Genomic DNA, 26,310 nt, shown 5'->3' with positions numbered 1-26,310 from the left:
CTACATCGCCGATGCCATGCCGCGGGCTTCGAGGATCGGGCGCAGGGCGCGGACGGCGTAGAAACTGCGGGACTTGACGGTGCCGACCGGGACGCCGAGGACGGCGGCGGCCTCGGCCATCGAGCGGCCGTGCATGTGGAGCTCGACCAGGACGTCGCGGTGGTGCGGCTGCAGTTCGGCGAGCGCGATCGCCATGTCCTGGGCGGCGAGCACCTCGTCGTAGGGGTCGTGGGTGCCGGCGTGCTCCTCGGGGGCGTCGTCGGCGACCTCCTGGGCGCGGGCGGCCTGCATCCGGAAGTGGTCGATGGCGATCCGGCGGGCCACGGTGAAGAGCCACGGACGGCTGTACTCGGGGCCCCTTCGGATGGCGGCCGGGTTCTGCCAGGCGCGCAGCAGGGTCTCCTGGACGATGTCCTCGGCCTTGCCCCGGTCGCCGCTGGTGACGCGGAGCATCGCGCGCAGCAGGTAGCCGCCGTGCAGGCGGTACAGCTCGGCCAGGGTGTGCTGGTCGAGGGTGGGCCGGTCCGCACGGGCGACGGGGGTCTCCGGGGTGCCCCCGGTCTCCCCGGCCTCCCCGGTCTGCGCTGTCTCCCCGGTCTCCCCTGTCTCCCCGGCTGCCCGGTGGGTGTCCTCGGCGTGATCGGTAGCGTCGATGGCCACGGCGGTTGAGCCCCTCGCAACGTTTGGTCGGTACGTCGGGCAGGCCGGTGCGGCTGCCCCTTACCCCCTTGGCCGGATACGTTTCCAGCCACCGCCAACACCGGACCAACGCTCCGCCAATGAGCCTCGTGACGGGGCGTTGGCGACGGACCGGGTGCCGCTACGGCGCGGTGGTCCGGGAGCACCGGGTGCCCGCTACAGCGCGGCGGGGCCGGGAGAATCGGCGGCCCGCTACGGCGCGGTCCGGGAGCGCCGGCGGCCCGCCCGGAGCGCCGCCGCGGCGAGGGTGACCACCACGACCAGCCCGGCGCTCGCCCCGGCCAGTGCCGAGGCCCGGGTGACGGCGGTGCGGTCCGGGGGCGGCGGGACGGTCACCGGGTCGGCGGTGGCCCGCGGCGCGCCGGTGACCGGCGGCTGCGCGGTCGCGGCGGCCACCACGTCCACCGTGCCCCAGCCGACGGCCGGATCGGGCAGCGCCGACCCCGGCCGGTAGGCGGTCGATTTCAGCCGCTCGACGACCTGGGCCGGCGTCCAGCCGGGCTCCCGGGAGAGCAGCAGGGCCGCCGCTCCGGCGACCAGGGCGGCGGCGCCGCTCGGCCCCGAGGCCGTGAAGTGCCCGCCGCCCGGCCCGGCCGCCTGGAGGCCCTCCCCGGGCGCCGCGAGGTCCACCCGGACGCCCGCGGTCGCCGCACCGCCGGACACCGCGTCACCGGAGACGGACGCACCGGACGGTGCCCCGCTCGGGCCGATCGAGGCCACCGCGAGCACGCCGGGGTAGCCGGTCGGGTACACCGCGCCCTTCGCCGACTGGCCGTCCGGCCCGGTCGGGCCGACCAGCAGCACGCCCTTCGCCGCGGCGTACTCGACGGCCTCGGCGAGGGCCTGGCTCGGTGCCGGCGCGGGGCTCCCGATCACGGCCACCCGGGCGCCGCCGTCGGCCGCCGCCCGGATGCCCTGGGCGACGAGGTCCGCCGTGGTCGTCCCGGCGTCGTCGGTCACCCGGACGGCCAGCACCGTCGCCTCCGGGGCGAGTCCGGCCGGTCCCCCGTCGGACGGGCGCCGGCCGGCCAGCAGGGTGGCGAGGAAGGTGCCGTGGCCCACGCAGTCCTGGCCGGAGTCGCCCTGGCCCTGCACCCGGGGGCCGAGCTTGAGCCGCCCGGCCAGTGCGCCGGTGCCGGTGCCCGCCGAGGCGTCCACGCCGGAGCCGAGCACGGCGACGGTCACCCCGGCGCCCCGGCCGAGCGGCCAGGCCGCCTCGGGCCGCAGGTACACCTGGGCCCAGGGGGCCCGGTCGGCGGTCCGGGTGGACGGCTTGCGGCAGCCGCTCTCCCGGACGTCGGGGAACGTCTGGCCCATCGGCGGCAGCTCGGCCGACGCGGACGGCGTGGCGGAGGACGAGGGCGCCGGGGTGTCCGCCGCGGCCGGTACGGCGGCGGTCAGCGGGGTGGCGCTCAGCAGGGCGACGCACAGCGCGGACGCCGCCCCGGCCCGGCGTCGACGGGCGGTCGGCCCCCGACCCCGCCTCATACCGCGGAACCCATCCGCTCCACCGCGATGTCCTGCGGCAGGAGCAGGCTGAGCTCGGAGAGGTCGGCGAAGTCGAGCCGGCCGAGCCGGCCCGCCTGGCGGGTGATCATGCCCTCCAGGGCCTGCCGGGCGAAGCGGCCGTTGCCGAAGGTGCGGTCCCTCGGGACGGCCGCGAACAGCTGCTGCAGCGCCGCCAGGGTCTCCGGCGCGCAGGTGTAGCCGGCCTTCTCGGCGTGCCGGCCGACGATGGTGACGAGTTCGGCGTCGGTGTAGTGGCCGAAGTCGACCTGCCGGGAGAAGCGGGAGGCCAGACCCGGGTTGGAGGCCAGGAAGTGCTGCATCTCGTCGTCGTAGCCGGCGACGATCACCACCACCTCGTCCCGGTGGTCCTCCATCAGCTTCATCAGGGTGTCCACCGCCTCCTGACCGAAGTCGCCGCCACCACCGTGGCGCGGCGTCAGCGTGTACGCCTCGTCGATGAAGAGCACCCCGCCGCGGGCCCGGTCGAAGGCCTCCTTGGTGAGCTGCGCCGTGTGGCCGACGTAGCGGCCGACCAGGTCGGAGCGGGCGGTCTCGATCAGCTGGCCGCCCGGCAGCACGCCAAGCTCGGCGAGCAGCTGCCCGTAGAGCCGGGCGACGGTGGTCTTGCCGGTCCCGGGCGGGCCGGCGAAGACCAGGTGGTGGCTGATGGTCGCGGTGGGCAGCCCGGCCTCCTCCCGTCGGCGGACCTGGCGGATCAGGTTGACGAGGTCCTCGACCTGCTCCTTGGCGGCGGGCAGGCCGACCATCGCCCTCAACTCGGCGAGCAGCTCGGTGCCGTCCTTCTTGGCCGCCTGCGCGGGCTCCACCGGGGCGACGTCCTCGGGGACGAGCAGCGCCAGGTCCTCGTCGGAGATCTCGGCCTGGGTCGAGAGCCTGGTCGCCTGGCGGTCCACCATCTCCTCGAACACCTTGCGGGCGGCCCGGCCGTTGCCGAAGTCCTCGCCCTTGGGCATCCGTTCGAAGAGCCCGGTGAGGGACTCGCGGGCGCCGTCGGCCAGTTCGTAACCGTGCCCGGCGGCGGCCCGCTCGACGATGGTGACCAGCTCGTCCACCGCGTAGTTGGCGAACTCCACGGTCCGGCTGAAGCGGGAGGCCAGGCCCGGGTTGGAGGCCAGGAAGTCGGTCATCTCGGCGGAGTAGCCGGCCACGATGACCACGATGTCCTCGCGGTGGTCCTCCATCAGCTTGACCAGGGTGTCGATCGCCTCGCGCCCGAAGTCCGGCCCGCTGCCGCCGGAGCCCGCGGAGAGCGTGTAGGCCTCGTCGAGGAAGAGCACCCCGCCGAGCGCCGACTGGAACACCTCGGTGGTCTTGAGCGCGGTGCCGCCGATGATCGAGGCGACCAGGTCGGCGCGGGCCACCTCGGTCAGGTGCCCGCTGCGCAGCACGCCCAGCTCGGCGAGGATGCTGCCGTAGAGCCGGGCGACGGTGGTCTTGCCGGTGCCGGGCGGGCCGGCGAAGACCAGGTGGCGGCTCATCGGCAGGGCGGGCATGCCGGCCAGTTCCCGGCGCCGGGCCAGCTTGTTGAGGTTGACCAACGTGGCGACCTGCTCCTTGACGCCGGCCAGGCCGACCAGCGACTCCAGCACCTCCAGCGGGCCGGGAGCGGCGGCCGGCTGCGCGGGCGCGCTCTCCGCCGCGGGCTCCCCCTCGGCCGGGTGGCCGGGGCCGGGAGCGGCGCCGGCCGGCTGCGCCGCCCGGGGGGCGGGCGCGGAGCCTGCGGTGGCGGTGCCGTGCGCGTCTGGCAGGCCGTTCTCCTCGCTGACCAGCTCCTCCAGGGCGAGCCGCTCGCTCGGCGCGCTCTGGCGCAGGCCGGAGCCCCGGTTGCGGGAGAGCGTGCAGCCGGTCAGCCGGACCGCCTCGGTGGAGTCGGTGCGCACGCCGTCGCCGGTGTTCTCCGTGGCCGTGACCTGGACCAGCACGGCCCGCGCCCCGGCCCCGATGCGCACGCCGTGGCGGCGGTTTCCGGTCACCCGGACCCGAGTGCAGGTCAGTTCGGCGCCGTCCTCGGCGGTGATGCCGTCCTCGGCCGATTCGGACACCTCGCAGTCGCGCAGCGTCGCCGTGCCGACCCGGCCGAGCAGCACCCCGGACCCGCCGGAGCCGCGCACCACGGTGGCGCCGACCCGGGTGTCCGCGCCTTCGGCGAACCGCAGGCCGGCCCGGCCCGCGTCCAGCACCTCGCAGTTCTCCAGTTGCCCGCGCCCGTCCCGGACCACGGTCATGCCGTCGCCCTTGGCGCGGTGCACGGCGACCCGCCGCAGCCGCGGGTTGGCGCCGTCGGTGATCAGCACGCCGCTGCCGGCGACGTCCCGCACCTCCAGCCGGTCGAAGTCGGCGGAGCTGTCGCCGGTCAGTTCCACGCCGTCGGCGCCGCAGTCCCGGACGACGGTACGGGCCAGCGTCGGGCCGGACGACTCGCCCACCCAGATGCCGGTGCCCTGCGCGCTGTCCACCTCGCAGTCCTCGAAGGTGCCGCGTGAGCGGGCCGTGACGTGGATGCCGTGGCCGGCCGTCCGGGAGGCGCGGCAGCGGCGCAGCTGCGGGTCGGTGCCGGCCGCGAGCGCGATGCCGTGCCCGGAGGTGGCGGTGACGGTGCAGTCCTCCAGGACGACCTGGGCGGAGGAGCTGATGTAGATGCCGATCGTGGTGTCGCGGACCACGGTGCGCACCAGCCGTGTGGTGCTGCGCTCCTCCAGGGCGATGCCGGGCTTGTCGGTGACGGAGATCTCGCAGCCCTCGAAGGTGCCCCGGGCGTCGCCGTTGGCGCAGATGCCGTTGCCGCGCGCGTCGCGCAGCACGCAGTTGCGCAGCAGCGGGTTGGCCCGTTCGCCGATCACCACGGCGGAGCTGCCGAGGTGCTCGATCACGCAGTCCTCGATGATGCTGGTGCCGCTGGAGGTCTCGACGATGCCGGCGCCCGCCGGGTTGGTGACGCGGCAGCCGCGCATCGCCAGGGTGCCGTCGCCGCGGGTCAGCAGGGCCGTCCAGGAGCTGCCGACCACTTCGCAGTCCTGGACGGCGGCCTGCCCGCGCGGCACGTCGATGGCGGGCATCTCCTCGTCCTGCCCTTGCAGGATCAGGCCGGTCAGCTGCACCGCCTCGGCCGTGACCTGGACGACGCAGCCCCGCCGGGCGGTGATCCGGACGCTGCCCCGGGCCTCCGCGGCGGTGATGGTGACCAGCTTGCTGATCACCAGGTTCTCCTCGTACCGGCCGGGGCGCACCGAGATCACCGCCCCGCTGCGGGCCGCCGCCAGCGCCTCGCCGATGGTGCGGTACCGGCCGTCCCGCTGCTCCGGGCACACCGTCAGCACATGGCGCGACATGGCGTGGCCTTCCTTTCGCTTGATCCGTCGATGACGTGGACCGATTCGCCGCCGGGCCGGACCGGCCCGGTCACGCCTCGGACCGGTCCGGCGCCGAGGCCGACCGGTCCGGTGCTGGAGGGGAGTGCTCCGGTGATGATCCGAACGCCCGTCAGCCGCTGCATTCGGCACGGACGGCGGCGGCCGCGTGGTGCGCCTTGTCGGCGTCGCCGCCCCAGTCGATGCCCCGGTCGTGCAGCATCACCACGATCCGGCCGCCGGTCAGCGCGAAGGTGCCGGCGCTGACCCAGCTGCCCCGGTACGCGGTCTGGTCGATCTTGAAGTCGCCGATGGTGCCGCTGCCGGGCGTCGAGCTGTTCTGCACGGTGTAGTAGGTGGGCTTGCCGCCCACCAGCTTGCGGTCGCTGCTGTTGGGGATGTAGACGGAGATCTTGCAGCTGCCGCTGGTGACCGGGGCCGTGGTGAAGGTCCACACCACCTCGTTGCCCTTGTCCGAGTTCGCCGCGCCGGTCATCGGCACCGAGTCGTACTTGCCGTTGCAGCCCGACCCGGAGTAGCCGCCGGCCGAGTTGGTCGTCCAGCCGGTGGTGCCCTGCGTCCACTGGCCGTACTGGGCGTAGCTCGCGCCGGAGTTGCTGCAGCCGGTGCCGGCGACGGCGTTGAAGGTGGGCGCGGCGGCCTTCGGCGGGACGGGCGGCGGGGGCGCCGGCTGCTGCGGGGCGGGCGGCACCGGCGCGGTACCACCGGTACTGCCGGTACCACCGGTGCTACCGCTGCCACCCGTACTGCCGGTACCACCGGTGCTGCCCGTGCCACCGGTGCTGCCGGTGCCACCCGTACTGCCGCCGCCAGAACTGCCGGTACCACCGGTGCTACCGCTACCACCGGTGCTGCCGGTACCACCGGTACCACCGGAACCCCCCGTACCGCCCGTGCCACCGGTCGTCGGCGGCCTGGTGCCCGGGGCGGGCGTGTTGCCGGGCTTGGAGAGCAGGTTGGTGCCGGGCGCCGGGGCCCCGCCGGTGTTGGGGCCGGTGCCGGGCACGCCCTCGGGGGTGCCCTCCGTCCCGGGCGCGGTCGGGGCGCCCGTGGTCGGATCGGGGACCAGCGTCGGATCGGCGGGCGTGGTCGGTGCGCCGGAGGCGTTCGGATCGGCGGGCGGCGAGGTCGGCGTCGGGTCGCCGAGCTCGGGGCCCTCGGCGAGGGGCAGGTCCGCCTGGCTCAGCCCGACGTTGTCGCCCGTCCCGTCGCCGGCCGCCCGGTTGCCGTCGGTGATCAGGAACGGCAGGCCCATCAGCACCACACCGGCGGTGGCGGCGGCGACGAGCACCGGCCGCTTCAGCCGGGCGCGGCGGTCCGGGCGCGCGGCCGGCGCCGGGCCGGCCGGGTCCGCCCCCTGGCCGGGCTCGGGAGTGAGACCGGGATCCGGCACCGGCGCGAGCACCGGGCCGGGCACGACGGGGGCGACGGGCGGCTGCGCCGGAGGTGCCGCGGCCGCGACCGGCCCGGTCGGCACGGCGGCGACCTGCCCGTACTGCGGGACGGCCGGCGGTGGGCTGGCGGGCAGCACGGCGGCGGGCGGCACCACCGCAACCGCCGGGGCGGGCGCCCCTGCTCCCCCGGCCTCCTCCTCCATCTCCCAGGCCACCGAGGGCAGCTGAATGCTCGCCGCCCCGCCCTGAGCCCCGTTTCCACTCGTGCTCGTGCCCACCGCAGCTCCTCGGCTCCGCATGCAGTCCCTGTCGGCGGAACCGTCCGGCCGACAGGGCCACGGACGCTTCCACTCCGTACCTACGGCCCGGCCGGGTCCGACGGTTCACCGGTCGTCGGTGGACCTGCGGATCCGGCCGCCCGGCCTACCCGTTCAGTGCCCGGACGATGTCGTCCGCCAGCGACGGACCCAGGTCGACCTCCAGCAGCCGTGCCGGCGCCGGCGCCGGTTCCACCGAAGGATCCTGAGGGGCCGGCGCGACCGGAGGAACCGGCGCGACCGGCTCCTGCGCGGCTGCGGCCCAGGCCCTGAGGTCGGCGAGCGTGACGCCGTCCCCGTGCGCGGTCCGCTCCTCGATGAATCCGATCACCCTCCGCAGCACCTCGGCCCGCAGCGACGCCTGGGGCGGCCACTGGAGCAGCTCCCGCACCAGGCGGGCCGCGGCGGTCGAGGACCCGCCGGCCAGCTCGACCAGCCGGTGGGTCGCGTGGATGTGCCTGAGCCCCTCCTCGGTGGTGCTCGTGAACCCCCCGTCGTAGGCCGCCCGCCCGACCCGGAAGGTCCCCAGGAGGTGTTCGATCTGGGGCTCCGTCAAGTCGCCCTGGCGGCTCGGGTCACCGTTCTCCCGCCTCGGCCCCGGCGTCTCCAGGGCCAGGTGGATCTCACGCAGCGCCGTCGGACTCTCGGCGAAGCGCAGCTCGCCGCCCCGCTCGTCCCTGCTGAAGGTGGGGTAGGTGTCGCCCGGCACGTCCCGGGGGGCCGTCTGCGCGAGCGGAATGTCGACCGTGAACGGGACGAACCCCCTCTCGGTGACGCGCTCGCGGTTCCCGTCGAACAACGTCACCTCGATCTCGGCGGCCCCGGCGTAGCGGGCCATCGGGGTCGGGAACTTGCCGTTCGAGATCACCTGGCCCGTGTCGCCCAGCATGGCGCCCTCGCGCCACACCCGCTGGGCTCCGCCGGTGATGACCGGGGTGTTGGTGATGTCGCCGGGGACCTTGACGCCGGCCTGGGCCTGGAGGCCCGCCTGCTTCGCGGACAGTTCGGTCAGCACGGTGCCGAAGGAGGTCGCGTTCGACGGGCTGAGCTCGACGGCGCCGTCGTTCTCCCGGTGCCGTAGCTCGACGAGCTTCACCCGGACCTCCACGCCCTTGTCCTTGCCCAGCAGCCAGCGCCCCGGGGAGGCCGTGGCGATCTCCATGCCCTGGGTCGCGGTCCCGAACAGCGCCGAGAGATGGCTGTGCGAGGTGATGTTGCCGACCAGGTGGCCGATCCGGCGCCACGTCCCCGCGCCGAAGTACTTCCGCCCGCGCAGCCGCACCAGGTCCTGCACGCCTCCGACGTCGCCGAGCCAGCGCAGTACGTCGGTGTCGCGCAGCCCGGTCGTCCACACCCGGTCCGGCGGGACCGGGACGGCGACCTGCGCGGGAGGCTCGGCCGGCAGGGTCCGCGTCGGCTTGATCCCCGTGTTGGGCGCGGCGCCCTCCCCGGACGGGGGCACCGGCCGGGTCTCGCTCGCCTCGACGATGGTCTCGAAGCCGACCCTCGCGGTGCGCATCATGCTCACGGAGGCCCCGAACCGCGGCCGCCGGGTGATCTCGAACTGGAGCTCCGCCTCGCCCTCGAAGGCGCTTCCGGGCACCTTGGCCTTGGTGGCGGAGCCGGCCGCGTTGCTCCGGCTCAGGAGGTCCATGTGGTCCCTGCCCCAGCCGATGTTGCCCGCCAGCCCGACCACCACCGGCACGGCCCCCGCCACCGGGATGGTGGCCGTCGCCCCGGCGGTGACGTTGTGGCCCTGGCCGGCACCGAAGTTGGTGACGCCGTCGGAGCTGGCGAAGGTGCGCTGCACCTGGGTACCGGCGTTGAACTCGGTGACCCCGGTGTCGCCCAGGTGGACCATCCTGTCGCGGAGCACGGCGCTGACGCGCACGGTGGTCCGCCCGTGCCGCACGACGATCTCGTCACCGGCGGTCATGGCCTTGAGCCTGGCCTGCAACTTGCCCGGGGTGAGCTCCTCCACCAGCTTGCCCCGGATGCGGTCCCAGTCACTCCTGAAGGGGTTGCTCCCCGACCGCTCCGGTCCCGGTGCCGTCGCCGGCCTCCGGTCCGGACGCGGCCAGGGCTTCGCCTCCAGCTGGTCCAGGATCGACTCGCCCAGCGCGTGCTTGGGCTCGGGCCGCTTCCGGGCCGGCTGGTCGACCGCTCCCCCGCCGGGCTCGCGGGCGGGTTCGCGGGCGGGTTCGCGGGCGGGTTCGCGGGCGGCGAAGACGTCGGCGACGATCGCCGAGGAATCCAGCCGGCGGCCGTCCAGGAAGCCCGAGGGCTGCTTCTCGGTGGTCCGCCCCGTCGGCGCGTGCAGGGATTCCGCGTCACGCAGCGGTACGGCCACCCGCGCGGTCGCCGTCACCCGGTCGGTGTACGTGCCGTCGTGCACGTTCAGCCACGTGTACCTGACGTCGACGTGGTACTTCGCCTCGACGTCGAAGATCGCGGCCGCCTCGGTGTGCTTGCCCCGGTTCGAGACCGATCCGACGGTGTCCGCGGCATCGCCGTAGGTACGGTCCAGCCGGTAGGTGTAGCCGCCGGTGACATCGATGAACTTGGCCTTGAACTTGCCCAGGAATCCGCCCTGATGGCGGTTGAGGCGGTCGCGCGCGTAGCCCTGCCCGCTCGACGTCTGGGTGCCGGACTCGAACTCGTACTTGCCCGCCGTGGACTGGTACGTGGCATCTCCCAGCTTGGCCGTGACGGTGATCTCGGCGCTCCACAGCCGGCCGGCGACGGTTTCGGTGATCTTCCCGCCCCGGGTGAGCTGGGAGAGCTGGGTCCGGAGCGCGACCCGGTCGAAGGTCTCGCCGATCCGCTGCTTCACCTCGTCGGACGGCTCCCCGTACTTGGACCGCACGGCCTCCTCGATGGTGGTGCGCACCTTGCCGGCGTCACTCAGTCCGTGGACCACGTAGGAGGCGTTCAGCTGGTGGTCCTCCCGCATCCGGCGCGGCGCGCGGTACGGGTCGCTCTGGTCCTCGCTCCGGTGGGAGCTGGTCGAGGCCTCCGCGACGTGGCCCTGGCTCCCCCGGCCGCTGCCACTCGCGCTGCTGATCGTCCCGCCGTCGCCGGCCTCGGTGTCGGTCGGCTTGGGCCCGTCGAAGACGGTCTCCGTAAGGGACGTCCCCTCGTTGAGCGTCTCCCGGGACTCCAGGCCCACCTCGACGTGGACGGGTGCCGAGACGGGATCGTCGCCGACCTTGCCCAGGTGGATGTCCACCATCAGCTCGGCACGGTAGATGGTCTGCCCCGCCGGGTACTTGCCGTTGGCGTACACCCGGTCGGCCTCACGGCCGCGCCAGGCGAAGCGGTCCCGCTGCTGGGTGCCGCCGGTGAGGACGCCCTCGCCGCCCAGCGCCTCCCTCGCGCCGCTGCCACCGAGCTGCCCCTGGGCCGCGTAGGTGCGCGCGCGCAACCGGCGCTCGGCGGAGAAGGTGCTCGTCTCGTTCACCGGGTTGAGCTCGGCGCCGCCGTCCTCCCGCACCAGGGTCATCCTCTCGACCCTCGCGAAGGCGGTGACCATGATGCCGTCCTTGCCCTGGAGCTTCAGCTCCAGCGGCTCGCCCCGGGTCATCGCGGTGAGCCTGGACGCCAGCTTCGGCTGGCTGAGCAGGTGCATGACCTCCTCCCTGGCCGAGGTCCACCCGTCCGGGAACTTCTCCGCGCCGGCCTCGTCCACCGCCTTCCGCAGCTCGGCGGTGCTCTCCAGGTCACGCAGGACGACGGACTCGCCCAGCCCGTACGGTGCAGGCCGGTCGGTGTCCGTCCCGGTCCTGCTCGGCCCGCCTTGCTCGGTCTTGGGGGGCCAGACGCTGTCCGGAGGCCTGATGACCTTGAACGTCTGCGGCGCTTCGACCTGCTGGGACCCGCCGGCCGAATCCGACACCGGCTCCGGCGTCTTCGTGTCCGCCTTCTCGACGAGGATCCGGACCTCGGCGTCACCCGCCGCATACGACGTGGTCATGTCCTTGAAGGTCAGCTGGAACTCGACGCTGCCGTCGTAGATCACACCGTCCACCTTGGACTTGCTGGTGAGCTGGGACACCCGGCTCTGCCCCGAGACCTCGACGGACTCCGATCCCAGCCGCCCGGTGGCACCGGCGCCGGCCACGGGACCGTCCAGCTTCGGCCCGAAGGTGGGCACGATCGGCAGCTGACCCGCGTTGCCACGGTTCTTCAGACTGCTGCGCACCTGCTGGACGGTGGTGCCGATGTTGAACTCGGTGTCCTTGGTGGTGCCGATCTGCCGCAGGTTGCCGACCCTGGCGGTGATCTCGGCCGTGGCGACCGTCCGGCCCCGGCCGTCGGTCAGCACGACCGTGACCGGCTCACCCGCCGTCATGCTCTTCAAGTCCCGCTGGAGACGGGCGAAGTCGACCTCGGCCAGGATCTTCTGCCGAAGCTCGGGCCAGTGGGCGGCGGCGTTCTTCCGGGCCGCCTCCTCCGGTTCCGGCCGCATCCCCTCCGCAGGCGGCTTCAGGAGGGAGCTCTCCACGTGGTCCAGCAGCACCGCCACCGGACGCCGGCCCTGGCGCTCGCCGCCGGGCGAGAGGTCCAGCACGATGTCCTGGCCGCCGACGCGACCGTTCTGGAGACGCTGCGGAGGGATCTGCTCCGGCGTGCCCGGCGCCATCGGCGTGCGCACCGGGACGGCCACCGTCACCCCGACCTCCACGTTCTCCCTGGTGTGGCCCTCCTCGCTGCGCACCGTGGCACCCTCGTGCCGGAGCTCGCCGAAATCGACCTCCAGGCTGATCTTCGTGTCGAACACGTCGGCGGGTGCGGCGGTCTTCGACCGCGCCACCATCCCCCCGCTGTCCAGGCCGACCTCGCCGTGGCCACGGTCGTGGAAGTAGCCGACGAGCTCGGCCAGGTCGCCGGTGCCGCTCGAATGCTTCGCCTGGATACCGACGTTGTACTGCCAGCGCACGTCGCCACGCGTCCCGGTCATGACCGACCGGTCGGAGCCGTTCTCGATCTCGATCTTCTCCGTACGCAGGAACGTCGACTTCTCGACCGCGCCGCGCAGCGCGATGCTCCCGCTCCAGCCGTTGCCGTCGAACGGAGCCACCCAGACCTCGCCCCGGGAGAGCGCGGCGAGCATCGGGCGCAGCGTCGCCGGACCGAAGTAGGCGTCGGCGAAGGTCCGGGCGGCCGCTTCGTCACCCTTCATGATCCGCTTGATCACGGCGATGACCTGGGTCCGCAGTCCCGCCTCGTTGTCGGTCAGGCCGATCAGGAGGTCCGCGCCCGCGATGTGCCCGCCCTTGGCGGCGCCGACAGGCACCGGGGGCTTCTCCGGCTCGGGGAGCGGCAACAGCTCCTCGACGATCTCCTTCGGCAGGTCGGTCCGGTGCTCGGCCGACTCCTCGCGGTGCTCGGCCGACTCGTCGCGGTTCTGGTCCGTCGGCCTGTTCTCCGAGGACATGTCGCCCTGGTGCGCATCGCTCTCGTCCAGGTCGGACCGCTCAGACCGCTCGGACCGTTCGGACCGTTCGGACCGCGAGCTGTCCCAGTCGGGCCATTCCTGGTTCGAGTCGTGGGTCTCCGACCGGTCCTCCCGCCTCGATCCCTCCGATTCGGGCACCCGGGACTCCCGGGGGACGGACATACTCGCGTCGTAGCGGCTGCCGTCGCGCTGGTAGACCGACACGACCTCGCCGTCCCGTGGCCCGAGCTCCGCGACCAGCTCCGGTCCACCGGCGCTCTCCCGCACCACGTGGAGCCGGATCCCGAGCGCGTGCGCCAGCACGGCCGGCAGCACGGCCGCGTCCGGTCCGGCCGATGTGGCCGCCCAGTCGTCGACCAGGTCCCTGAGCCGGTTCCGGACCAGTACCTGGCGCAGCTCCCGGCTCAGCTCCGGCCGGTGGCCGGTGTCGAGGAGCTCCATGATCTGGTTCGCCACCGGCACGGCCTCGGTGTGCACGTACCGTGACACGGCCCCCCGCAGGAGCGTCGCCAACCGTTCCGGGAGCAGCTGCGTCGGCGCGTAGCCGAGGAGGCGCCGGACCATCTCGGGCGCCGTGCTCGCTACCGATTCCAGCAGACTGAGGCTGTCCTCGCCACGGACCTGCACCGGCGCCAGGACCTCTGCCGGGAGCTGCTTCTGCTCCTCGGCGAGCTTGAGCGCAGCCTCCTGCTCCTCCGCGAGCTTGAGCGCAGCAGCCTCCTGCTCCTCGGCGAGCTTGAGCGCAGCAGCCTCCTGCTCCTCCGCGAGCCTGCGCGCCGTCGACGAGTCGGGCTTCGGCTGCGACGACTCCCCGCCCGAGGTCCGCTCCACGACCACGGGCGGCTCGATCGGCCGGCTGCCGTCGTAGTGGTTCCCACCGCTGAAGTACACCGTGACCTGGGTTCCGTCGAGCGGCCCGAAGCGCTGGTATTCCCGGCCGTTGAGGTCGACCACCCGCAGCCGGACGCCCAGCGCGTGGGCCAATGCCGCCGGAAGCATCTCGCCGTCCTCCGTCCACCACTGGCGCTGCCAGTCGGCGGTGGTCCGGCGCAGCGCCACCATTTCGTGGTCCTGCGGCGGGAGCAGCCCGTGCAGGAAGTCCGTGGCGATGTCGCGCAGTGTCGCCAGGTCCGGCTGCCGTCCAGGCTCCGGGACGGGCAGGAAGCGCTCCTGGATCTCCGCCGGAATCGCCTGGAGCAGTTGCTCGACACTCATGGAGTCCAGCTCCCGCAGACGGTTCCTGCGTGCTCCCGCGACGACGTCCGGCGGCACCTCCTCCGCGCGGGCCTGCTGATAGTGCGCCGCGATGTGCTGCCGGAGCACCTCCACCGGATCGTCGGAGCGCATCGTCCACTGCTCGACCAGGTGGGGCGCGCTCTCGATGACCGCCCGCAGCAGGCAGAGGCCGTCGCCGGCCACCTCCACCCGGGGCCCGGGCGGCGCGAACTCCTCGACGTCGTCGGGCCGGCGGCTAGACGACGGGGCGCCGTTCTCCCCGCCCTGGTCCATGGTGTGCTGCAGGACGGGGTGCGTGGTCGCGGCACCCGCCGGCGTCACGGGCCTGGCCCAGAAGTCGGTGATCAGCCCGTTCTGGTGGCTGACGAACACGTTGTGGGTCGGGAACGAGTGCTCGACGACCGGGTCCAGCACGGCGCCCGGTGTCCGGAGCCTCGTCCGGGCGAGCTGGTTCTGCGCGTTCTCCAGCACGTGGAGCGCGAGGCTCCGACGGTTCGGCGCCGACCAGGTGTCGGGCATTCCCCGGCCCGCGTCGGCGGCGAGGTTGGGCATGGCCGCGTCCACCTTCGGCGTGTAGGTCGCCGTCATGTCGGTGAGGTCTCGCGGCCGGTCGCCCGTCCCGGGCTCTCCCGGCGCCCGCAGCAGAGGTGTCGCCGGGGTCGTGGGGGGCACCGGGTGCACCTGGCCGGGGTTCATGTCGGCCAGCCAGCGGATGTATCCCGCGAGGTCGCCGTTGGCCATCATCCGGACGTCGGGCAGCAGGATGTCGAGCGCCCTCCCGAGGGCCGTGTCGCGGATCGCGCCCGCCTGCCGGGGATCCGCCTGAGCGGCCTGCTGCTCCGCCGCCGCGAGCATGCCGACGGCGTCGTGGCCGGTGGTGCGCAGGGCCTGCGCCGGGTCGGTGGTGAAGTTCAGCTTCAACCGGACCAGCGAAGGCACGGCGCTGCGGCCGAGGTGGTCGTCCAGCCGGCGCTGGAGGTCGGTCCGGGCGGCGGCCGAGTCCCCGGCGCCGAGATGGACGTTGAGCGAGAGTTCGACGCCGGTCTGGTTGCTGTCGAAGAGCACATGCCGGAACATCGCCGGCACCCCCGGGGTGAGCTGCCCCACCCAGGGCTGGGACGCCGCGACCACGTCATCGGCGCTCCAGCGCTGGTGCGGTTGAACGGTGGTCGGACGGTGCGTGAGGTGCCGGCCGTCCAGGGTGATCCCCTCGATCTGGACACCGTCGGCCATGCCGAACCAGCGCTCGGGCCGGATCCCGGGCGGGGTCTTCAGGGACGCGTTCGCGTACGCGTGCGCCACCGCCTGCTCGACGTGTGCGGGCGTCCAGGTGGCGGGGTACAGCGTGTGCGCCTGCCAGTCGGCGCGCCGGTGCCAGGAGGACGGGAACCTGGCCTCCGGGGAGTCCGGGTGGACGTTGGGGTCGAGGAACCAGACCGAGGACCGGTAGGTGCCGTTGTCGTTGGTCTTCCACGGTTCGTCGACCCGCACGCCGCGGAACCGCGCGGCCACCGGGTTCTGCTGGTGGTGCACGCCGTCGAGCAGGTGTCGGTTGCCGTAGCGGACGTGGTCCTCGGTCGACTGGCCGAACGTGCTGTCGGTGGGACGCCACGGCAGGTGCGCCGGCATCTCCAGGCCGTCCTGCCAGTCCGAGGGACGGAACGAGACGATCTCGCCGCCCCGCACCTCACCTTCGATCCGCACCCCGGCGTACTCGCCCAGGAAGTGGTACGTCAGCTCGCCCGACCGCTCGATGCCCACGGCCCGGCGGGCACTCAGCGGGTGCTCACCGGCCCGCGGGCCGTCGAGCAGCCCGACACCCGGCGAGGGGACCGGCGGCGGGACGTCGCCGGCCCGCCGGGCGGCGAGGTGCGCCTGCTCGGCCGCGTACACGGCATGCTCCGTCGTCCAGTGCTTCGGGAACATCGTCCGGGTCGTCCGGCCGGGCCGGAGCTCCTCGATGTCGCCGGCCAGCCGGCCGCCGTGGGTGACCTGCCGGCTCTGCGTGGCCCCGACCTCGAAGGTGCCGTTGGGCTTCAACGACCCCGTCACCTCGGTGGGCCGGGGCAGGCCCGAACGCACCGACGGGTACAGGTGCCCGCCCTCACCCTCCCGGGTGCCGCGCAGCGCGGTCTCGATGACGTCGCCGCGCAGGGTGACCCGCGTCGGCAGCCCGTCGGGCGTGAACTCCGCCCCGGGCCGGCCGAGGACCCGGTCGATGCCGGTGCCCAACTGCCGCAGGTTGCGCGGTTGCAGGACCAGATCGGTCGCGACGCCTGTCGGCACCAGCCCCAGGGGGGGATTGTCGTTGTCGAGGATGAAGCGGCCGTCGGGTCGCACGAACGGGGAGCCCATCATCCCCCCGTCCGGGTACATCGCGCGGCGGCCGTTGCCGGGCTTCGCCTCGCGGTACTCGTCGGGGAACCCGAGGTGGTGGCCTACTTCGTGTGCCAGGACGTCCGCGTCGATGCCCAGGTGCCAGGCCCGGTGGTGCGCGCGCGTCTTCCCGGCCTGGATCACGACGGTCTGGGCCGCCGGCCCGGGGGTCTCGACGAGGTCCACGCGGATCCGCAGCAGATCGCCGTTGGGCAGCCGCTGCCCCAGGTTGTACGCCTGGTCGACACCCTGCGCCATCCGTTCCTTCAGCGCGTTCAGCGACTCGCGGACGTGCTGCTTCGTCAGGTCCAGCCCCCTGGTGTCCAGGTGGAGCCGCACCGTCAGCAGCGTTTCGCGGTCACCTCCGGGCAGGTCGAGCCGGTGAACCTCGAAGCGCTGGCCCCTGCGTGCCTCCATCCCCCGGACGAAGGCGTCCGTCGGCGGCCGCACGGTGGCCACGGGCGGCTGCCCGAGGGTGTCCGCGGCGGACACCCTCCGGTGGTGCGCCTCGCCCCAGAAGTCGGTGATCCGCCCGTTCTCGACCAGCACGTTGAGCCGGACGTCGCCGAAGCTGCCGCGGTGGACCGCGGGAGCCGGGGGTCCACCGGCCGGGGCCTCGTGGGCCGGTGCGCCGTCGCTGTGCGTCACGACCCAGTGGGCGGCGTACCGCTTCACGTCCTGCGACCACGTCGTGGGCAGGCGGCGGCCGGCGCCGTCGGCGAGGGCCTGGGCGAAGCTCTGGGTGATGTCCCCGGCCTCCCCGTGCACCCAGCCGCCGGCCGGCGTGCCGTCTCCCCGGCCGGCGCCCGACGGCCGCTGGTACGCCACGGCCAGCAGCCGCGTCCGCGCTTCCAACGGCGGTACGCCGGTGGTGAATTCGCGCACCAGAGCGTCGAGCCCGGAGATGCGCACCGCGTCCCCGAGGTCCGGGAAGAACTCGTCGAAGGAGTTGATGGCCTCGTGGGCCTCGACCTGCGGCGCGTCTGCGGAGTCGGTGACGAAGTTCAGCCGCATCCGGACCAGGCCGGAGGCGCCCGGCACGCGCGGGGCGTCGCGGAGGTGGGTGTCGACGAGCCGCTGCAGGTGTTCCTTCATCTCCCCGACCTGCCGGGCGGTCGCCTCGCCGGGCAGGAGCTGAATGTCGGTGACGAGCTCCACACCCTCCTGGCCGCTGTCGAACAGCACCCGTCGGACGTGGACCTCCATGCCGTAGTCCTCGCCCTGTGCCGGGTGGAACCGGTCCCGGTGGGCGACGTGGTTCTCCGACCAGGCGGGGTGGGGAGCGTGCGGCTGGTCCAGGGTCGGGCTGTGGAAGACCACCCGGCCGTCCACGGAAATGCCCTCGATCCGCACGCCGCCCGCCTCGCCCACCCAGCGCACGGCCTGGCCGGGCCCCAGCGGTTGGAGGTGGCGGCCCTTCGCCGTCTCGACCCAGTGCAGGGTGCCGGGGCTCACGCTGTCGGCGTGGATCCGGTTGGCGAAGGCCTCCTGGACCCGCTGCTCGGTGATCTGGGCCGTCCAGTCCAGCGGGTAGTACGCCTCCTTGGCCGGCGCGTCGGCCGCGCGGCGCTGGTTCCAGGGCAGGGCGGCCTCCGCCGATCCGGGCGTGACGCCCGGGACCGGCGACCACTCGTGGACGCGCACGACGCCGTTGTGGTCCACGGTGTGGTTCGGGGCCGGCCAGGCAGTCGGCCGCACCGGCTCGGGCAGCGCGCCGCCCGGAGTGCGCTGGTGCCACACCCCGCCGGCCGGCTGGCCGATCGGCGTGCGCGCCGCCCCTCCCGGAACGCCGGACACCGGTCCGTAGACCGAGGCGGTGTTCAGCGGCTCCGGCTCGGCGCCGGACTCCAGGAGCACCTGGTGGTCCGGGTTCGTTCCCCCGGCCGGCTGCTCGGCCGTGGACGGGGGTCCGGCCACGGCGGTCTGGTCGCCCGGGGCGTGGGCCACCGGGGCCGGTCCCGCCTGCGGCTGCTGCCCGGCCGCGGGGGTCGGCTCGGCCCAGTAGTCGGTGATCAGCCCGTTCTGCTGGCGGACGTTGACCGTCAGCGCCCCGAAGCGCTGCTGGAGGACCTCGGGCAGCACCTGCTTCGCCCCGTCCTGCGATCCGTCCTGCGATCCGTCCTGCGACGCCTTCTGCGACGCCCGGTGCGACACCTGGGCCTGCTCCAGGATGCTGTACGCGAGGTTCCTGCGGTCGCCCTCCGCCCAGGCGGCGGGCATGCCCCGGCCCGCTGCGGGGTCGACGCCCGCCAGGTGTGCCGCGACCAGCGCCTCGTACTGCGGTGTCAGGTCGTCGGTCGGCGGACGCTCGCCCGTTCCGGGCGCACCCGGTGGGCGCAGCGGGGGCGGCGAGGCCTTCGGGGACACCCACTCGACGAGGTCGTCCGGGTGGGCCTCTCCCAGCCGGTGGATGTACCCCGCGAGGTCGTGGCCCGCCAGCGCCGTGAGGTCGGGCACGACGGTGGCCAGGATGTCCCGCAGGCCGGTCTCGCGGGCCTGCCGGGCCCCGTCGGCGTCGCCGGCGGCGGCGGCGTCCCGGGCCTGGGCGTCGGCCCACCGGTGCAGCTCCACGATGTCGCCGCCGAAACGGGGGTGCGCCTGCCACGGTTCGTCGGTGAACTCCAGCCGCAGCCGGACCAGCGGGGCCTCGAAGTCCTGCCGGAGGTACTCGTCCAGCTCGTCCTGCAACCGGGCCCGGAACTTCGCCACGTCCACGCCCCGTTCGGGGGCGATGGCCGGGTGGACCGGGACGGTGAGCTCGACGCCCGGCTGACCGCTGTCGAAGACCACGTGGCGGATGCCCGCGGTGAGCAGGTGCCCCGGTGCGATCGGGACCGCCTGCCAGCCGGAGCGCCCGGCCACGTCGTCGGCGCTCCAGCGCTCGTGCGGCTGAACGGTGGTCGGCCGGTGCGCGAGGTGCTGCCCGTCCCGGACGATCCCCTCGATCCAGACGTCGTGCGCCTGGCCCACCCAGTACTCCGTCCGGGCGTCCAGCATCTGCACCTGGTCCGGCCGCCGGTTCCGGTAGGCGAGTTCCACCACGTTCTCGACCTGGGCGTGCGTCCAGCGCTTGGGGTAGAAGGTGTGGGCGAGCCCGTCCTTGCGCGCGTGCCAGGTGGACGTGAACCAGGACTCCGGCGAGTCCGGGTGCACCTTGGGGTCCAGGAACCACACGACGGCCCGGTAGGTCTCGTTGTGGTTCACCTTCCACGGCTGCTCGACGTTCACGCCGTGGAACCTCGCGGCGCGGACGTCACCCTCGTGGTGGACCCCTTCCAGCGTCTGGCGGTCGCCGTAGCGCACCCGGTCCTCGGTGGCCTGGGTGAACGCCGCGTCCACGGAACGCCACGGCAGGTACCCGGGCGTCTCCAGCCCCTCCTGCCGGTCCGACGGACGGAACGAGACGATCTCGCCGCCCCGCACCTCGCCCTCGATCCGCACCCCCGCGTACTCACCGACCCAGCGGTAGGTCACGTCCGGGAACCGCTCGTTCGGGCTGCTCGGTGCCGCTGCCCGGCTCCGCTCGATCGTCCCGGTCCGCCGGGCGGCCAGATGGGCCTGCTCGGCCGCGTACACGGCCTGTTCCGACGTCCAGTTCTTCGGGAACATCATCCGCGTGGCCCGGCGGCGGCCGGACTCGACGTCACCGGCCGAGGGGTCGCTGTGGGTCACCCGCCGGGGGGTCGGTTCCAGCACCTCGAACGTGCCGTTGCGGTTCACCGGCCCGGGCACGCGCTCCGGTCCGGGCCGGTCCGAACCGGCCCGCGGGAACAGATGGCCGCCCTGCCCGTCCGAGTCGCCGAACAACGCGCGGTGGATGACGTCGCCCCGGAGTTCGACGTCGGTCGGCAGACCCTCGGCCGTGAACTCGACGCGACTCGGCCGGCCACCGGCCCGGTAACCGGGCGAGGGCTCGCCGAGGACGTGTCCGATGGCCGAGCCCAGCTGGCGCAGGTTGCGCGGCTGCAGGGTCCGCTCGGTGACCAGGAACTCCCCGCCGTGCGAGTAGTTGTTCTGGTCCAGGTGGAACCGGCCGCGGGCGTCGACGCTGTCGGAGCCCATCAGCCCGCCGTCGGGGTACAGCGCGCGCCGCCCCGTGCCGAGCCGTGCCTCCCGGTACTCGTCGGGGAACCCGAGGTGGTGGCCGAGCTCGTGGGCGAGGACCTGCGCCTCGGTGCCGAGGTTCCAGCGCACATGGCTCTCGCGCCCGCGCCCGGCCTCGACCCTGACGGTCTGTTCCGACGGCCCCGGGGTTTCGGCGAGATCCGCCCGGACCCTCAGCAGATCGCCGTTGGGCAGCCGCTGGCCGAGGTTGTAGGCCTGGTCGACTCCCTGCACCATCCGTTCCTTCAGCGCGTCCAGCGCGCGCCGCGTCACCGGCTGTCGCAGGTCCAGGTCCCGGGTGTCGAGGTGGAGGCGCACCGTCAGGACGCTCTCGCGGTCCCCGTCGGGCAGGTCGACCCGGTGGACCTCGAACCGCTGGATCTTCTGCGCCGCGATGCCCCGCCTGCGGGCGTCCGCGGGCGGACCCACCGTGGCGAGCGGCTCCCCCAGGTCCGGCAGGGACCGCTGGCTCCGGGCCTGCGGCTCACCCCAGAAGTCGGTGATCAGACCGCCCTCGACCAGCACGTTGACCCGCAGGCCGCCGAACGAGCCGCGGTGGACCGTCGGTGCCGGCTCCCCGTAGGTGGTGACCGTCGTCCCGTCGGCGCCGGGCGTCGTGACGACGGCGGCCTCGTGCGCGGCCCTCCCCCCCTGGCTGTGCGCCCTGACCCAGTGAGCGGCGTACCGCTTGGCCTCCGCCGTCCAGCTCTCGGGCAGACCGCGCCCCGCCGTCCCGGGGACGGACGGGTGGAACGCGGCCCCGATGTCCTCCGCCTGCCCGTGCACCCAGCCGGCGGCCCCCGGCGCGTCGCCCGCCCCGGGGTGGTCCGGCGTGGTGGCGCCGTGCGACAGGAACGCCGTCACCACAGCCCGGTCCAGTGCCGGTGCGTCGAGCTCGAAGCCCTGGCGCAGGTCCGCGAGACCCGAGCCGTGCACCTCGTCCACGAAGTCCGGCAGCAGCTCCTGGAGCGACTGCGGCTCCTGGTCACCGACCCGGAACAGGCCTTCCTCCGCTACCGGGATGAACTCCAGCCGCAGCCTGACCAGACCGGCCTCGGGCGTCGTGTTCTCCGCGACGAAGCGGTCGGCCAGACCCTGCAGGTGCCGCTGCGTCGCGGTGACCTGCTCGTCGCTCGCGCCGGCCGGACGCTCCAGCCGGATCTCGGCGGCGACCTCGACACCCACCTGGCCGCTGTCGAACAGCACCCGCCGGAGCCGCATCGGCGTACCGAACGGGTCGTCGAACAACGGCGCCTGCTCGCCGACGTGGGCCACGTGGCGGCCCTCGGGCCAGGACGGGTACGGCTGACGCAGGGTCGGGCTGTGCAGCATCACCACGCCGTCCACGGCGATGCCCTCGATCCGCACCCCGCCCGCCTCGCCCACCCAGTAGTGGGCGGCACCGGCGGGCAGCGGCAGGAGCTTGCGGCCGCTCGGCCTGTCGACCCAGAACAGCGCGGACTCCGGCACCTGCTCACGGTGGACGGCGTTGGCGAAGGCCTCCTCGACGTGCCGCGCGGTGATCTCCGGCGTCCAGTCCCGGGGGTAGTACGCGCCGATTCCCGGAGCGTCCGCCGGCCGGCGCAGGTTCCACGGGAACGCCGCCTCCGGCGACCCCGGCTCGACCCCGTCGACCGGCGTCCACTCGTGGAGGCGCACCACGCCGTTGTGGTCCACCGCGTGCTCGGTCGCGGGCCACGCGCCGGGCCGCGCCGGTTCGGTCGGCGTGCCGCCGACCACGAGCCGTTGCCAGACCCCGCCGGCCTCCCGGCCGAGCGGCTTCGCGATCTGGTCGGGCGCGCCGGTGGCCGCGGCGGTCTCCAGGACGTGGAACGGCCCCGGCCCGGTGTCCCCGTCCAGGAGCACCCGGGTGTCCGGGAACGCGTCCTCGCCGCCGGTCGGCCGCGGGGCGAGCTCCGTACGGGGTTCGGTCACCGGCGACGTGTGCTCGTCCAGGTCCACGGTGTGCGGCGGTGCGTGGAGCGGCTCCGCCGGGCCCGCCGGCTGCCGGGCGGCGGCGCCGTCCAGGTCCGCGGGACCGTCGAAATCGTGCTGCTGGGCGTTCGGCGGCCCGGCGGGCCGTCCCTCGTCGACCACCCGCACGTCGACGATCAGTCCGTCACTCGTCCGGCGCTCGTACACCAGGACGGCTCGCTGGAACACCACCTGGCCGATCGTCCGGTCGTCCGGGGCGGCCGGATGCGGTCGTTCCTCCGCCCGTGCCCCCGCCGACACCGCGAACATGGCGTCGCGGGCCGTCCATCCTCCCGCCAGCGGCTCCTCGCGCCGGCGGAAGGCCGGGGCGAACTCGCCCGTGATCGACTCCTCCTGACTCGGCGTCATCTTACCCACGGTCGGCGGGCGGTGGCCGGTCCCGGGAGTGCCGGGCTCGGCGAGGTCGGGCACCCGCCCACCGTCCAGGGGCAGCCACCGCGGGCTCCGCTCCCTCGCGCCGTAGGTGCCCGCCCAGCCGGCGAGATCGGTACCGGTCAGGGCGGTGAAGTCCGGCAGCAGCGCCGGCAGCTCGATGGCGTCCGCCCGGTTCGCCGGCGTGATCCGGGTGCTGGAGTGCGCGCCCTCCGGTGAATCGACGAACTCGACGGTGATCCTGGTCAGGAGGTCGCCCGGCCCCCGGTGGCGCAGGGCGAACGCGTCGGCGGCGTCCTGCACGCGCTGCCTGTGCGCGGCCTGCGCACCCGCGTCGAGCCCGTCGAACTCCAGGTGGACCGGGACGACGAACTCGACCCCGTGCTGGGCGTTGTCGAAGCGGACCCACCGGACGAGCACGTCGAGGTCGGGGTCTGCGGCGATGGGCTCCCGGCGCCCCGTCGAACGCGCGACCTCGGCAGCGGCCTCCCAGCCCTCGTACACGTGCTGCTCGGTGGCCGGGCGGTGGGCGACGTGCTGCCCGTTCCTGGTGACGCCCTCGATCCGGACCCCGTAGGCGGAGCCGACCCAGTAGGTGCTCCCGTCGGCCCGGGTGAAGCTGTGCTCCGGCGAGAGGCCCGCCCGTTCCACCGCGCGGAGGAGATCGGTGGACGTCCACTCCTTCGGATAGAAGGTGTTCGGCTCGCCGCCCGCGCGGCTGTGCCAGCGGGTCAGTGCCTGGGACAGCGGGGTGGACGGGCGGACCGCCGCGTCCAGGAACCAGACCCGCGAGTGATAGGTGCCGTTGGTGTTCACCCTCTCCGGCGGATCGATCCAGAGGCCGTGGCGGACGGCGACGGCCGGGTCGGGCTCGTGGTGCGCGCCGCCGAGGGTCTGCCGGTCCCCGTAGCGGACGACGTCCGACACGCGGGTCCCGAACAGGCCGTGCGTCGAGCTCCACGGCATGTGGGCGGGCGTGTCGAGTCCGCTCTGGTCGAGCGAGGGACGGAACGAGACGAAGTGGCTCCCCTCGGTCTCGCCCTCGATCCGCACACCGCCGTACTCGCCGACCCAGTGCCGCGAGACGGAGCCGGGCTCGGGTGTGGTGATGGCGCCGGTCCGGCGCGCGTGCAGGTACGCCTGCTGCGCCGCGTACACCGCGATGTCGGCCGTCCAGTGCTCGGGGAACATCATCCGGACCGGCCTGGGCCGCAGCAGGGCCAGGTCGTCCACGGCCCGGGTACCCGGCGCCTCACCGGCGTCGGCGAGGAACGTGCCGTTGCGGTTGGGGCCGACCGGCGCCGCGCCGGGGTCCGCGAGGAGCATGCCGCGGTCACCCGGCGCCGCCGGCAGGCGGCGGCGCCCGGAGGCCGCCGGCGGGGTCAGATGGCCGCCCCGCCCGTCCGGGCCGTCGAAGAGCGCGGCCCGGCGCACGGCCTCGGGGAAGATCGCCCGCTCCGGCGGCTCGAACCCGCGCGGCTTCCGGGGGGTGGTCCCGAAAGCCCGGTCGAGCACCTCGCCCAGCTCGGTCAGGTTGCGCGGCATCAACTGGTTGGTGCCACCGAGGATCTCGCCTTCCTGCGTCCGGTACTCCCGGTCGAAGGAGTAACGGCCGAAGGCGTCGAGGTTCCGGCTTCCCATCAACCCGCCGTCGGCGTACGCGGGCCTGGGGCCCTTCGCCGCCTCACGGTACTCGTCGGCCAGGCCGATCAGATGGCCGACCTCATGGGCATGGGTGTACCACTGGCCGTCCAACCGCCAGTTGCCCGCGTTCGGGCGATCCAGGCGCGGCCATGCCGTGATCGGATAGGCGCCGTCCGACGGCCGGTCGACGAAACGGAGCTCCACCTTCAGCAGATCCCCGTTGGGCAGCCGCTGCCCCCGGTCGTAGACCCGGCTCACCCCTTCCTCCGCGCGGCGCCGCAGCTCCGGCAGCCAGTCGGTGAACGGCGGCGCGTTCCGGTCCGCCCCCGCCGGCGCCCGGAGGTACAGCTTCACCGACACGATGGTCTGGGTGTCGCCGTCCGGCAGTTCGACCCTCCGGGCCTCGAAGCGGGTGCCCTTCGGCTCCAGGACGTCGGCGGTGGCCAGCAGCCGCACCGGCTCCGGCGTCGCGTCGAACAGCCGGCGCCCGAACCGCTGGCCCGGCTCGCCCCAGACGTCCGTGATGAGCCCGTTCTCGTGGCGCACGTTGATCCGGACCCCGGCGAACTCGCCGCGCAGCACCAGCGGCGCCCGGCCGTCGGGGCCGGGTTCGCCGACCCGGTCGGCCGCCAACGCGTGCTGATCGTTGTTGAGCCGGTGGCCCTGGACCCGGAAGGTCTCGGCGGCGGCCAGTCGGACCTCGTCCGCCGTCCACGCCTCGGGCAGGCCGCGACGGGACGCCCAGGCCTGCTCGGTGAACAGGCCGCGCACACGGTCCAGCCCGTTCCCGAGCCGGTCGATCAGGGCGGGCGCCGGCTCGTCCGCCCCCGGCAGGCCGGGCTCGCGCACGTGGAGCACCGGGAGGTCCGCCGGGGTGGCCCGCAGCGGTGCCCGCTCGGCGAGCAGGCGCACCGCACGGTCCAGACCGGGCCCGCCGGAGGCGAGTTCCGCGGGCAGGTGGTCGGCCAGCACCGGGTCGGCGTCGGCGTGAACGGTGCGGGTCAGGTGGGCGGTGGCCGGGTCGTCGGTGAACTCCAGGCGCACGGTGACCAGTCGGCCGTCGGCCAGGGTGAGGGCGTGGTCGTCGGCCAGCCGCTGCAAATGCTGCCCGGCGTCGGCCAGCCGGTCGGGCCCCGTCCCGGGCTCCGACCGGAGGTGGACCCTGACGGAGAACCGGACGGCCTCCTGGCCGCTGTCGAGCAGGTGACGCCGACCGGTCAGCGTCAGGCCGCCGACCGGCACGTCCGCCGCCTCGGACCGGTCCGCGACGCCGTGCTCCTCCCAGCGCGTGTACGGGGCGTGCGGCCGCAGCTCCGCCGGGCCGTGGGCCACGATCACGCCGTCCCGCGAGATGCCCGCGATCGGGGTCAGACCGGCCGTTCCCAGCCACCGGACGGTACGGCCGCCGTCCGTGGACAGCTCAGCGGTGCGATTGGCGAACGCCTCCTGGGCGAACTCCGCCATGTCCGCGGGTCGCATCCAGGTCGGGTAGAGCAGGTGCCCCCGTGCGTCGGCCGAGGCGTGCCAGCGGGACGTGAAGGCCGCCATCGGGGCCCCCGGCTCCACGGCCTCGTCGAGCGTCCAGACCCGCACCCGGCGGAAGCCGTGCTCGGACGCGGGGTCCGTCTCCGTCACCGGCAGCGCGGACAGGTCCATACCCCTGGCGCGCAGTTCCTCGCGGGGGGCGGCGGTGTGGATCTCCGCAGCGCTCCACCAGCCCCGCCGGACCGACGGCGTCGTCGCGGAGCCGCAGTCCTGGCGTGACGACCACAGCGATGTCTACGACCGGGCCCGGCGCGACGGAGCATGGAACGACG

The 26,310-nt window shown here is 74.2% G+C and carries 5 protein-coding genes; all 5 read right to left on the bottom strand.

What is annotated here, in order from left to right; genetic code table 11:
• The 5 genes from AB0J08_RS32220 to AB0J08_RS32200 all read right to left on the bottom strand — a co-directional run bounded on the left by AB0J08_RS32220 (window position 1) and on the right by AB0J08_RS32200 (window position 26,149).
• On the bottom strand, window positions 1-660 hold the full coding sequence (locus AB0J08_RS32220; protein WP_360641396.1) for a sigma-70 family RNA polymerase sigma factor: 660 nt from the start codon (window positions 658-660) through the stop codon (window positions 1-3).
• A gap of 231 nt (window positions 661-891) precedes the next feature.
• Window positions 892-2,187, bottom strand: a complete 1,296-nt coding sequence (locus tag AB0J08_RS32215) for a S8 family serine peptidase (protein WP_360641395.1) — start codon at window positions 2,185-2,187, stop codon at window positions 892-894.
• Window positions 2,184-5,558, bottom strand: a complete 3,375-nt coding sequence (locus tag AB0J08_RS32210) for a right-handed parallel beta-helix repeat-containing protein (RefSeq protein ID WP_360641394.1) — start codon at window positions 5,556-5,558, stop codon at window positions 2,184-2,186. Before AB0J08_RS32210 ends, AB0J08_RS32215 begins: the two co-directional genes overlap by 4 nt.
• Before the next feature lie 151 nt (window positions 5,559-5,709).
• On the bottom strand, window positions 5,710-7,269 hold the full coding sequence (locus AB0J08_RS32205) for a hypothetical protein (RefSeq protein WP_360641393.1): 1,560 nt from the start codon (window positions 7,267-7,269) through the stop codon (window positions 5,710-5,712).
• Window positions 7,270-7,414: 145 nt separating this feature from the next.
• Window positions 7,415-26,149, bottom strand: a complete 18,735-nt coding sequence (locus AB0J08_RS32200; RefSeq protein WP_360641392.1) for an EndoU domain-containing protein — start codon at window positions 26,147-26,149, stop codon at window positions 7,415-7,417.
• Between the last annotated feature and the right edge of the window lie 161 nt (window positions 26,150-26,310).

The sequence above is a fragment of the Kitasatospora sp. NPDC050463 genome (genome assembly GCF_040655255.1).
Classification (GTDB): Bacteria; Actinomycetota; Actinomycetes; order Streptomycetales; family Streptomycetaceae; genus Kitasatospora.
This window is presented reverse-complemented; position numbering and strand designations above follow the sequence as displayed.

What these genes read in the sequence shown, in the direction of transcription:
- AB0J08_RS32215 (WP_360641395.1), bottom strand. Translation starts at nt 2,187, where the DNA reads ATGAGGCGGGGTCGGGGGCCGACCGCCCGTCGACGCCGGGCCGGGGCG.
- AB0J08_RS32210 (WP_360641394.1), bottom strand. Translation starts at nt 5,558, where the DNA reads ATGTCGCGCCATGTGCTGACGGTGTGCCCGGAGCAGCGGGACGGCCGG.
- AB0J08_RS32200 (WP_360641392.1), bottom strand. Translation starts at nt 26,149, where the DNA reads ATGGACCTGTCCGCGCTGCCGGTGACGGAGACGGACCCCGCGTCCGAG.